General features: G+C 70.3%; 12 protein-coding genes and 2 tRNA genes. 6 read left to right on the top strand and 8 right to left on the bottom strand.

Annotation, left to right across the window (positions count from 1 at the left end; all coding sequences use genetic code 11):
- Positions 1-819: 819 nt before the first annotated feature.
- The 3 genes from ABD240_RS11940 to ABD240_RS11930 all read right to left on the bottom strand — a co-directional run bounded on the left by ABD240_RS11940 (position 820) and on the right by ABD240_RS11930 (position 3,754).
- A complete protein-coding gene (locus ABD240_RS11940; protein WP_344337421.1) occupies positions 820-1,194 on the bottom strand; it encodes an MmcQ/YjbR family DNA-binding protein in 375 nt (124 codons plus the stop codon).
- 51 nt (positions 1,195-1,245) lie between these two features.
- The gene (locus ABD240_RS11935) at positions 1,246-2,433 is read right to left on the bottom strand and encodes an MFS transporter (protein ID WP_344337419.1); all 1,188 of its coding nucleotides are present in this window, start codon (positions 2,431-2,433) and stop codon (positions 1,246-1,248) included.
- 142 nt (positions 2,434-2,575) lie between these two features.
- The gene (locus ABD240_RS11930) at positions 2,576-3,754 is read right to left on the bottom strand and encodes a ferrochelatase (protein WP_291794823.1); all 1,179 of its coding nucleotides are present in this window, start codon (positions 3,752-3,754) and stop codon (positions 2,576-2,578) included.
- 95 nt (positions 3,755-3,849) lie between these two features.
- On the opposite strand from ABD240_RS11930, the gene ABD240_RS11925 reads away from it, so the two are divergent.
- The gene (locus tag ABD240_RS11925; RefSeq protein ID WP_344337418.1) at positions 3,850-4,407 is read left to right on the top strand and encodes a MarR family winged helix-turn-helix transcriptional regulator; all 558 of its coding nucleotides are present in this window, start codon (positions 3,850-3,852) and stop codon (positions 4,405-4,407) included.
- Here ABD240_RS11925 and ABD240_RS11920 read toward each other — a convergent pair.
- From ABD240_RS11920 to ABD240_RS11910, 3 genes are all read right to left on the bottom strand, one after another.
- The gene (locus tag ABD240_RS11920) at positions 4,373-4,870 is read right to left on the bottom strand and encodes a hypothetical protein (RefSeq protein ID WP_291794825.1); all 498 of its coding nucleotides are present in this window, start codon (positions 4,868-4,870) and stop codon (positions 4,373-4,375) included. The genes ABD240_RS11925 and ABD240_RS11920 overlap by 35 nt on opposite strands.
- Before the next feature lie 208 nt (positions 4,871-5,078).
- The gene (locus ABD240_RS11915; RefSeq protein WP_344337416.1) at positions 5,079-6,422 is read right to left on the bottom strand and encodes an FtsX-like permease family protein; all 1,344 of its coding nucleotides are present in this window, start codon (positions 6,420-6,422) and stop codon (positions 5,079-5,081) included.
- A complete protein-coding gene (locus ABD240_RS11910; protein ID WP_344337415.1) occupies positions 6,419-6,856 on the bottom strand; it encodes an ABC transporter ATP-binding protein in 438 nt (145 codons plus the stop codon). Before ABD240_RS11910 ends, ABD240_RS11915 begins: the two co-directional genes overlap by 4 nt.
- 515 nt (positions 6,857-7,371) lie before the next feature.
- Here ABD240_RS11910 and ABD240_RS11905 point away from each other — a divergent pair.
- Both ABD240_RS11905 and ABD240_RS11900 read left to right on the top strand, forming a co-directional pair.
- Entirely contained in the window at positions 7,372-8,595 is a 1,224-nt protein-coding gene (locus ABD240_RS11905) for a sensor histidine kinase (RefSeq protein ID WP_344337413.1), read from the top strand.
- Positions 8,592-9,287 (top strand): response regulator, encoded by a 696-nt coding sequence (locus ABD240_RS11900; protein WP_344337412.1) that lies wholly within the window; start codon positions 8,592-8,594, stop codon positions 9,285-9,287. The genes ABD240_RS11905 and ABD240_RS11900 overlap by 4 nt, the downstream gene beginning before the upstream one ends.
- Positions 9,288-9,350: 63 nt before the next feature.
- Here ABD240_RS11900 and ABD240_RS11895 read toward each other — a convergent pair.
- Positions 9,351-9,432, bottom strand: a tRNA-Leu gene (locus ABD240_RS11895).
- A 58-nt stretch (positions 9,433-9,490) separates the two neighbouring features.
- Positions 9,491-9,964: a thioredoxin-dependent thiol peroxidase gene (gene bcp / locus ABD240_RS11890; RefSeq protein ID WP_291794830.1), complete on the bottom strand. Its 474-nt coding sequence runs from the start codon at positions 9,962-9,964 to the stop codon at positions 9,491-9,493.
- Between the two features lie 198 nt (positions 9,965-10,162).
- Between bcp and ABD240_RS11885 the strand changes: the two genes are divergently transcribed.
- The 3 genes from ABD240_RS11885 (at position 10,163) to ABD240_RS11875 (ending at position 10,978) form a co-directional block, all read left to right on the top strand.
- Entirely contained in the window at positions 10,163-10,450 is a 288-nt protein-coding gene (locus ABD240_RS11885) for a DUF3618 domain-containing protein (RefSeq protein ID WP_291794831.1), read from the top strand.
- Between the two features lie 22 nt (positions 10,451-10,472).
- Positions 10,473-10,766 (top strand): GroES family chaperonin, encoded by a 294-nt coding sequence (locus tag ABD240_RS11880; protein ID WP_291794835.1) that lies wholly within the window; start codon positions 10,473-10,475, stop codon positions 10,764-10,766.
- 139 nt (positions 10,767-10,905) lie between these two features.
- Positions 10,906-10,978: transfer RNA gene (locus ABD240_RS11875), tRNA-Lys, on the top strand.
- Positions 10,979-11,081 lie beyond the last annotated feature (103 nt).

Here is an 11,081-nt window from a genome sequence, read left to right as displayed (position 1 = left end):
CGGGGACCTCGACCCCTACCCGCCGAACCTCACCCGGCGCGCCCCCCCCACCGGATGTCCGAAGAGCCATATTGGTCATGGTGCACGAGGTCGTCATGACCTCGTTTCCGATTTGCTGCCGGGTCTGTGCCACGGCGCCCTCGGCGATCTTCCCTGTAGAGTCGCCCGGCCACTCCATCCAGCTGATCATCGAGCGCCACTTCCCCGATCCGCCCGTTGCCATCCGGGCGTCCGCCGCGGAAGAGCTGACAAGCACCAGGCCACTTGTCGCTACTGCGGCCGCAGCCGCAATGGCGAGCCAACTCTTGGCACGTCCGAGCACTCCTCCCCCGCCGGGTTCGGGGAGCGTGGGCGCACGCCCGCGCCCCCCATCTGGTGCATTTTGCTGGACCATGGAACAGACCCCCTCCGATTCATGCAGAGGGGCAGATTGGCAACCCCACTACATTGTGAGCAACTGCACAACCGACACTAAACTGGAATCCCGACATGTGCAATACATCACAATCGAGGCTCACGTGAGAACCTCGTGAGCAAAGCCTCGGCCCGGTGTCTCGACCACCCTTCACCTCGCAGAAAGAGGCCCTCCCACATCCCGGTTGATACACGACGCAGACGTCAGGGAAGCGCCTGCCCGCATCGATCTGGAATCCCGACATGCGTGCTGTTAGCGGTGTGCACTCATGCGACTTCACACTGACGGCAGAAGCAGCATCACGCTCAAGCCACCGAGCCCAAGCCGGCCCACGGACGAACCACCGGCTGACAACCGCTCCGGCAAAGGGTCGCACCGGTGCCGCCTCCCCCTTTATCTCGGTTCTATCCAAAGGAATCAGGTGCCACGGGACGCTGCGCGCGCGGCAGCTTCTCGACCACCAGCAGGTAGGACTCCGTGACGAGGTCCTCGACCAGCTGCGGGTCCAGGGCGGATCCCGCCCGCAGCGTGATCCAGTGCCGCTTGTTCATGTGATACCCCGGTGTGATCTCCGCATACGCCTCCCGGAGTGAGCGGCTGTCGTCCGGATGGGATTTGAGGGTGACGAGCGGCTCGTCCGCGAGGACGGTCAGCAGCATGAACACCTTGCCGCGCACCTTGAAGACGTCCCACTCGGGACCGAAGGGGTGTTCGAGACCCGCGCCCGGCAGCTCCTGTGTGCGTTCGGCCGCGAGTCGCTGCAGCTCCTCACCGTCCACGCCGCCTCCTCATGCTCTGTGCGCTCCGTGCTCTGTGCGCTCTCCGCGCGGTCAGACTATCCGGCCCTGCCGCCCCGGCGACGCGGACGCATACGCGGCGAGGGCGAGCAGGAGGAGCGCTGCGACGGCGAAGCCCGCCGCGAACAGCGGGAGGCCGCCCGGCCCGATGCCGGAGAGCACGGAGCCCCCGACCGCGGCTCCGACGGACACGCCGAGGTAGGTGCCTGAGGTGTTGAGCGCGAGGGCATGGCCGGATACGGGGCCTGCGAGGTGGTGCAGGCGGGCCTGGATGGCCGGTGAGTTCCAGAACGCCATGCCGCCCCAGACGGTGGCCGCGACGAGCACGAGCGGCAGCGGCACGGGGCGGGCGGCCCAGAGGCCCCAGAGCGCGAGCATGGACGCGACGATCACGGCGATTCCGCACAGGAGCGCTCGGTCTGCGCCCCAATGATCGGTGGCGATGCCGCCGAGCCAGATGCCGAGGATGCCCGCGATCCCGGACAGGCCGAACGCGAGCGCCCGCTCCTCCACCCCGGCCGCGGTGGTCGAGGCCAGGTACGGGGCGAGGTAGGTGAGCATCATCATCGAACCGGTCATGAGCACGCAGTTCGCCAGCAGTCCCAGAGAGATCGGCAGCTGCCGCAGTGTGCGCAGCTGCTCGCGCAGAGCCAGGGTCTCACCCGGCCTCTCGGCGCGGGGCAGGGCTGCGAGGACGAACACCAGCACCAGCGTTCCGGCGACGGCCATCGCCGCGAACGTGGCTCGCCACCCGAACGCGCCGCCGATCCAGGTGCCGAGGGGCACCCCGGCGGCGATCGAGCCGGTGACGCCGAGGGAGACGAGGGCGATGTACCGCCCCACCTTCTCCGCGGGTGCGTGCGCAGCCGCGAACGCGAACAGTGCCGGAGTGGTGCTCGCCGCCGCGAGCGCCGCGGCGACGCGCAGCAGCATCAGGACGGCGAATGACGGCGTTGCCGCTGCCGCGAGGTTCGCTGCGACGAAGACCAGCAGTGAGACGACGAAGAGCCCTCGCCGCGGGATCCGTGCGAGAGCGACCGCGGCGAGGGGTGCCGCGACCGCGACGGTGACGGAGAAAACCGTCACGAGCTGCCCGGCCTGGCCCTCGGAGACGGCGAGGTCGCGGGCGAGTTCGGGCAGGATGCCCGCGATCACGTAGTCGTCCGTGTACAGCACGAACGCGGCGGCGAACAGCGCGAACAGCCACGCCGGCATACTCATCGACCTCCGTTCGCCGTGGTCAGGGGCAGCTGGGGCCGTTCTCCGAGCGGGCCGAGGCTGCCGTGGGTGTCACACTCCCGAAACTATCACACCTGTGATAGCGAGACGGCGAACCGCCGCGGACCACAGCCCCTCCGCCCGCTCACGGGGCCACACCTGCGGCAGCCGGCCGGAATCCGGCGCGCACGTTCTCACAGCAGCCGGGGCGGCACACGTCGAACCACGGTCCGAGCGCGGTCTCCGCCGGGCGTGCCGCGGGATCGACCGCGGCCATGCGCTCCTCGACGAGGTCGACGATGCCGGAGACGAACGCGGGATCGGTGCCCGGGGTCGCCGTGCGCACCGCCCGGAGGCCGGCGTCCTCCGCGGCCTCGAGCGCCTCGGTGTCGAGATCCCAGAGCACCTCCATGTGGTCGCTCACGAACCCGATCGGGGAGATCGCGATCCCCTCCACCCCCTCCGCAGGCAGCTGTGCGATGCGCTCGCAGACGTCCGGCTCGAGCCACGGCTGCGAGGCCGGACCGGAGCGCGACTGGTACACGAGCTCCCATGCAACCCCACTCAGCCGTGCGTCACGCTGCGCCACACGTCTCATCACAGCCGCCGCGACGGCAAGGTGCTGCGCTTCATAGGCGCCTCCCGGACCGAAGTCCCTGTCACGCGGACCCGAGCGCTGCGCATCCGCAGTGGGGATCGAGTGGGTGGTGAACAGCACCCGGACCGCCCCGGCAGGCAGCCCCTCATCGAGGAAGCCGCCGAGCGACTCGGCGAGGCTGCCGACGAAGGAATCGATGAAGCCCGGATGGTCGAAGAACTGGCGGATCTTGTCGATGGTGACCGCTCCGGCCAGCTCCGTCTCCTCGAGCACGCGGGCGAAGTCCTCGCGGTACTGTCTGCAGCTCGAGAACGAGCTGTAGGCGCTCGTCGCGAATGCCAGCAGGCGCGTGTCGCCGGCATCGGCGGCCTGCTGGACGGCCTCGGACAGATAGGGCGACCAGTTGCGGTTGCCCCAGTACACCGGCAGATCGATGCCGCGCTCAGCGAGCTCCGCCTCGATCGCCGCCTTCAGCGCGCGATTCTGGGCATTGATGGGGCTCACCCCGCCGAACCGGCGGTAGTGGTGCGCCACCTCCTCAAGGCGCTCATCGGGGATGCCGCGCCCCCGCGTCACGTTCCGCAGGAACGGGATCACGTCCTCCTGGCCCTCCGGACCGCCGAACCCGGCCAGGAGAAGTGCGTCGTACCGCTGCGGTGCGGCAGCGAAGGACTCGCCGGGCGCAGAGGCCGGCGAGGCGTACGGAACGGATGATGCAGCTGTCATGACGGGGCCTCCGGTCGTCTCGGCTCAGCTCAGTATTTACTTCACTCAGTTAATAGTATTCTTAGTGTAATTTCAATCCAGGCTAGGATCGTGACATGGCCGCGAGCGCGAACGATGGGAATGCCGAAGTGCGGTCTCTCCTGGACCCCCGCAGCATGGACCCCGCGGGAGAGCTGCTGGACGTGCGTGATCTCCCCCGGCACGAGGTCGACCAAGTGGTCGCCGTCCTCGAGGCGATGAACGGCTGGAGGGACCTCGAGCGCTCGCTGAGCGAGGAGGCACGCAGGTACATGCGCCTCGGTGAGACCGATATGCGGGCCCTGCGGTATCTCATCGCCGCGCATCGACAGGGAGTCCCCACGACGCCCGGCATGGTCGCCCGGCACCTCGGGCTCTCCGCCGCGGCGGCGACCAAGCTCACCGACAGGCTCGAGGCCGGCGGACACATCCGACGGCGAGCGCACCCCGAGGACCGCCGCCGCACCGTCCTCGAGGTCACCGAGTCGACGGCGGCCTCCGCCAGAGCCTCGATCGGCCGCAGCCACGCGCAGCGGTTCCGCGCCGTCGCTGCGCTCACACCGGACGACCGCGCCTCCGTGCTCCGCTTCTTCGCCGCGCTCAGCGCCTCTTCCGAGCAGGCCGAACCGGACTGAACCCGGCCCTGCGGTCCATCTGCGACGGAGACTCCTCCGGAAGGAGCGCGGCCGTGGGCGCGTGCTGAGGGGACGCACTCCGGCGCAGGCGGCTGAGACCGAGCACGCCGGAGCACGCAAGTCCACCTGACAGAGCGAGGCCGGCGACGGCCGCAGGCGTGAGCGAGGCTTCGCCCAGCACGGTGATCCCGACGACCGCCGCCGTGAGCGGATCGATGATCGTGAGCGCCGCGAGCACCACCGGCGCCGGGAAGAAGCGGTGAGAGGTCTGGAGCAGCACATTCGCCACCACTCCGCCCGTGACGACCGCGAAGAGGCTCACATGGACGGTCGAAGCGCCGAGGGCCGCCTGCAGCCCCTCTGCCGAGACATGGGCAACCAGCGTCTTGAGAACCGTGGTGATGCTGCCGAACACCACCGCACTCGTCAGCAGACCCAGCAGGCGGATGGCTCGTGCGGGCACGAGGCACCGGACCACCAGGACTCCCGCAGCGGCCACCGTCGAGACGGCGAGGATCGAGGCGACGCGGACGTGCTGTGTTCCGAGGTGCAGATCGCTCCCCTCACCGGGGTGAGCCGCTGCACCACGCTGACCGGCGCGAGCGCCAGTGCGATGAAGCTCGTCGAAATGGCGGTGCCGAGCAGGCCGAGGCCGAACGCGGTCTCCACGGCTATTCACCGCGCGCGGGTGTTGCGAGCACGCGGCGCAGCACGGGTCGCGTCGACACGACTCCGCCGTGGACGAGCAGCAGTCCGAGCAGGAGGATGAGCACCGTCGTCGCGATGAACAGCGGTGCCGTGACCGCTGCCGCGACGACCAGCCAGAATGCGAGCGCGATGGCGGCCCCGGCGGCCCCGAGCACGGCGACGGCGGCGGGCATGGTCACCCGCAGCCTGCGTGCCCGATCCATCTCCGCGACCGGCATGCCGATGCGGTCGCAGGCGACGTAGAGGTCGCGGCGTTCGATGACGGCGGCGGTCTGCGTGATCGCCACCTGACAGGCGACCACGAGGAACGAGATCGCGGCGAGTGCGATGACCATGATGCGCGCATCGCTGAAGAGCAGCAGCTGGTCGGCCGTCATGATCTCGCGGCTCTCGCCGGCCTGGATGGTCTCGAGGAAGCCGAGCATGCTTCCCGCCGGGATCAGCACGAACGAGGCGAGCGCGAGTGCGGAGACGCTGCGCCATGCCGCCTGGGGATCTTCGAGCACACCGCGTGCGGCGAGCAGACGTGCCGCATCCTCCGTGCGCCGCGCACAGCGTCGGGAGAACAGCGCGAGCACGAAGGGGCCGGCCACGCCGAGCATCGCCATGATGCCGAGCACGGACGCGGCGACCGCAGCAGTGATGACGACCGCTCCCCAACCTGGTGAGATGTTCTGCATCACCAGCACCGCGCCGGCCAGCACCACCAGGGCGGCCACGAAGCGCAGCCGGCTCAGCGTCGGCGCGTCCTGTCGCATCCGCACGCCGAGCGGGGAGAGCACCACTCGACGCAGACCGAACAGGCCGCTGATCGCCGCCACCATCACCAGGACGACCGGAAGCGCCGTCGTCACCCACCATGGCAGCCAGAGATCCTCCGCACGCAGCGGCTGCCCGTAGATGGTGAGCAGGCTCAGCAGGAACGGGAGGGCAGCGGCAAGAGCGGTGCCGAGCAGCACCCCCGCTGCCGCGATCGCAGTCACCTCGGCGACCGCGACTCTGCGCACCTGCCCCGCGGTGGCCCCGAGCAGTCGCAGCGTCGCCAGCCGGTCGTCGCGGCTGCGGGCGGCGAGACGAACGGTGGCGGAGCCGAGCGTGAGGAGCGGCACGATCAGCAGCCCCACGAGTGAGACCGCGAGCACCGTGTAGCCGATCTCCTCGGTGGGCACGTTCCGGAACGCCGCCGCGAGCATGGCGACCGCGAAGGCGAGCAGCGTGGTCGTACCGGAGGCGAGCAGCTGCAAGCGCGCGAGCAGCACCGAGGAGCGGGACGGACGGATGAGCAGGAACACTGCGTACGGGTTCACGACGAGCTCTCGATCCGCCCGTCGCGCAGGCGTACGATCCGATCACAGCGCCCTGCGACTCTCTCGTCGTGTGTGACGATGACCAATGCCCGGCCGGCGCCCTCGTTCGAGGCCAGCAGGGCGTCGAGCACGTCGTCGGCGGTGCGGGAGTCGAGTGCGCCGGTAGGCTCATCCGCGAAGATGATCGCCGGATCGGCGGCCAGTGCACGGGCGAAGGCCACCCGCTGCGCCTGACCGCCGGAGAGCTGACCGATCCGGCGGACCCCGAGGCCGGGCATCCCGAGCCGCGCGAGTTCGGCGTTCGCCCGCTTGACAGCCTCCGCCCTGCCCCGCCCGGACAGGAGCAGTGGGAGAGCGACGTTCTCCTCGGCCGTCAGCTCCGGGATCAGCAGACCCGCCTGGAAGAAGAAGCCGAAGCGACGCAGCCTGAGCACGGAGCGCTTCGTCTCCGACGGCAGCGAGGTCGTCGATCCCGCTGCCGTCGGACCTGCGCAGGAGCACCTTTCCCCCATCGACGGCGATGATGCCCGCGAGCGCGTGCAGGAGCGTCGACTTCCCCGGTCCGCTCGGCCCCATGATCGCGACCGCCTCACCGGCACGGAGATCGACGTCCGCTCCCACGAGCGCCCGGGTGTCCCCGAAGGCTCTGCTGACGCCCTCAGCCCGGAGCACCCAGCACCGGTTCTCAGCCTCTGCCTCGCCCGCTCCGGCATCTGTCGTCACGCCCATGCTCCGCCCCTCTCGCATTCGCACTGCTCCGGCTGATGCCGCCAACGCTAGGAACCCTGCACCGGGGACGGACACCGGCCTGGGGTGGAGATGTCATGGGTGAGCCCGGGCGAGTCTCCACCCAGGGGTGGTGGTCGTGAGGGCGGCCCGTCCGTATCCTCGACGGGGAGAGGACGGCCATGACGCGCAGAGCAGCACCGCAGAGAGGGCACCCGCGCCCGTGAGCACCGAAGTGCCCGTGAGCACCGCGGGGACGCTGAGCGATCCGGTGCTGGAGCGGCCCCGGATCGTCCGCTGGTTCGCGGCTCGCCCGCGCATCTTCGACGTGCTCATCATCCTGGTCTGCACCGCTCCCCCGGTGGCGGCACTGCTGCTCGAGCCGCATGCGCATGCCTGGCTCGGGCACCTCTGCGCTGCGGGCGTGGCGCTGGTGGTCTGGTGGCGGCGCTCGCATCCGCTCGCGGCACTGCTGCTCGCGGTCGGCTTCGCCGCTCTCAACCCCCTTGCCGCGATGGGCACCACGGCCGCCACCATGGAGAGCGCCTTCGGTGTGTACACCCTGGCCTCCCTCACGAGACTGCGCACCGCGTTCCTCGGCTATCTCGCCGCTCAGGCCGTCATCCTCGCGTCCTCGGGGCTCGCAGTGCTGCTGGGGACCAGGGAGCAGCCGGCGGCGGTCGGCATCGACCCGATCGCGCTGGCGGCGCTTGCGACCGGCGTCGCCGTGCGGGCGAGCCGCGGCCGGCGGGCTGCGATCAGGAACCTCATCACGATGAGGGAGGAGCGGGCGGCGGCCGCGGAACGCGCCCGCATCACCGCTGAGATGCACGATGTCGTCGCGCACTCGGTCACCGTGATGATCGCACTCGCAGGCGGGGCGCGCGCAGGCTGGGAGAAGCATCCCGCCCGGGCGCGCGAGGCGCTGGAACAGCTGGGCACCGTCGGCGCACAGGCGCTCGAGGAGATGCAGCGCATCCTCCGCCTGCTCCGCGAGCACGACGATGCCCTCGGCGCCGATCTGCAGCACTCCGGCCACAGCCTGCCCCCGCTGGAGGAGCTGATCGCGGTGTTCCGCGCCGCCGGGCTGCCCGTCGTCCTGGATGCTGCGACGCAGCCGAGCGAGCCGGCGCTGCGGACGACGGTGTACCGCCTCGTGCAGGAGGCCCTCACCAACGCCCTCCGGTACGCACGGGAGGCGACGCACGTCGAGGCCGCCGTCCACGAGTGCGACGACCGCCTCGCAGTGACCGTCACGGACAACGGCAGACCCGGCACCGCCGTCGAGTCGCTCGGAGCGGGTCTGGGCCTCCGCGCGATGCGGGAGCGTACCGCGGCCTTCCACGGCACCTTCGAAGCCGGGCCGGTCCCCACTGCCGCAGACGCCCCGGGCACCGGCTGGCGGGTTCGGGCCGTACTCCCCCTGAAAGGACCGGAACAGGCATGAGCACACTCGCGCCGGCTTCCCTCCGCATCGTCGTCGTCGACGATCAGCCGCTCGAACGGGCCGGCAACGCCCTGATCCTCGACTCCGCGGACGGCATCGAGGTCATCGGCGAGGCCGGAGACGGCGCACCGGCGCTCGCCCTGCTCGACCGCGCGGTCCCCGACGTCGTGCTCATGGACGTGCGGATGCCGGGCATGGACGGCATCGAAGCGACCCGGATCATCACGGAACGGCACCCCGCGGTCAGGGTGATCGTGCTCACCACGTTCGACCTCGACGACTACGCCTTCGGCAGCCTCAGAGCGGGCGCGAGCGCCTTCCTGCTCAAGACGACCACCCCCGAGGCACTCGTCTCCGCGGTCAGGACCGTGGCCGGCGGGGAGGCGGTCGTCGCACCGCGCCTCACCTCACAGCTCGTCGAGCACTACCTCGCCTCGTCGGAACAGGAGGCGCGGAGAAGCAGGAGCGCACAGACGAGAGCCGTCCGGCTCGAGGTGCTGAGCCCTCGCGAGCGGGACATCTTCTCCGCCGTCGCACGCGGACTGAACAACGCAGAGATCGGCGCAGAGCTGCACCTCGCCCACTCCACCGTGAAATCGCACATCAACTCGATCTTCGCCAAGCTCCAGCTCAGGGACCGGGTGCACGCCGTCATCCTCGGCCACGAACTTCAGCTCGGGCCCCATGACTGATCCGCCCAGGACAGCGGAGCGGCGCCTCACCTGGACGTCAGGATCCTGGTGAGGCGCCGGCTGTGCGCATGGGGGGACTCGAACCCCCACGTCCTGGGACACTGGAACCTAAATCCAGCGCGTCTACCAATTCCGCCACACGCGCGCGGCGGTCAGTCTACCGAAGACCGGCCAGGCGCACCGGCGCCGGCCTCGGCGTCCGATCAGGCCTCGTCGATCCCCAGGTCCCGGCGCAGGCGCGCCACATGACCGGCGGCCTTGACGTTGTACCTGGCGAGCTCCACCACCCCCTCGGCATCGACGACCACGGTGGAGCGGATGACGCCCTGGACGACCTTGCCGTAGTTCTTCTTCTCACCGTAGGCGCCCCACTCGGTGAGGACCTTCTTCTCCGGGTCGGAGAGCAGCGTGAAGGTGAGGCCGTCGCGCTCCTGGAACTTCTTCAGCTTCGCCGGCTCGTCCGGCGAGACTCCCAGCACGCGGATGCCCTGCGCCGCGAGCGCGTCGAGCGAATCGCGGAAGTCGCAGGCCTGGGTGGTGCAGCCGGGGGTCATCGCCGCGGGGTAGAAGTAGACGACCACGCGCGAGCCGCGGAGGTCGGAGAGGGTCACCGGGCTGCCGTCCTGGTCATTCAGGGTGAAGTCCGGGGCTGCGTCGCCGGGTTCCAAGCGCGTCATGGGGGTCCTCGCTCTTCCTGTTCGGGTGCTGTGCCGTGCCGGGCGAGACCTGTCCCGCCCGCTGCCGTCCAGCCTAGCCGCGAGGCTCCCGGTACCGTGCCGCCGCACTGCGTGAGGGGCGCCTCTTCGCGGTAGGCTCGGAGGCGATCGGCGCGCGTGCGCCGGGAGGAACCGATCCACGCACTAGGAAGTGAGCGCATGTCCAGCAACGTGTACACCTCGGACGTCACGGTCGACACCGCGACGCGCGAGCAGCTCGTCGAGTCCATCCGCCTGCGCGAGCAGCGCCTGGCCGCCAACGTGGACGAGCTCGTGGGTCGCCTGCACCCCAAGGCTCTGGCAGCACGGGCGGCGGACTCCGCGAAGTCCCTCATCATCGACGAGAGCGGCTCGCCCCGCGTCGAGCGGATCGCGGCGGTGGGCGGTGCAGTTCTCGCGGCGGCAGGTGTGATCGGCTTCCTCGCCTTCCGTGGTCGCCGTGGCTGAGACGCCGGACCTGCCCATCCGGATGCTGCACGACCGCCTCCTCGTGGCCCCGGCGAAGGACGGCGGAGAGCGCAAGTCGTCCGCCGGGATCCTCATTCCGGCCACCGCCTCCGTCGGCAAGCGCCTGGCGTGGGGAACGGTGGCGGCCGCCGGCCCCCTCGTCCGCCAGGTCGAGCTGGGCGATTCGGTCCTCTTCGACCCGCAGGACCTCGCCGAGGTCGAGCTGGAGGGAGCCGGCTACGTGCTCCTCCGCGAGCGCGACGTGCACGCGATCGCGGAGTCCGCCACCGACGAGGCCGCCGGCCTGTACCTCTGAGATGCCCCGAGGTGCCAGCGGGGTGCGCCGCCCCACCCGCCGGGCGGCGCACCCGGGGTGAGACGGAGCACTTTTCGTCCGGATCCGCCTCTCCGGGTTGGAACCGGCCGCGCGGAGGGGTATAGTTTCATCCCGTTGCGCACCTCTAGCTCAATTGGCAGAGCAACTGACTCTTAATCAGTGGGTTCCGGGTTCAAGTCCCGGGGGGTGTACCGGAGAAGGCCCCTCACCAGGCATCGCGCCAGGTGAGGGGCCTTCGTCATGCTCCCGCCGCACGCGGCGGCACCCCGACCCGCACCAGGCGCCTCGGCCCGC

It is taken from the genome of Brevibacterium salitolerans, from assembly GCF_039531405.1.
Lineage (GTDB): Bacteria > Actinomycetota > Actinomycetes > Actinomycetales > Brevibacteriaceae > Brevibacterium > Brevibacterium salitolerans.
Note: the sequence above shows the minus strand (reverse complement) of the source record. Positions and strands in the feature narration are given on the sequence as shown.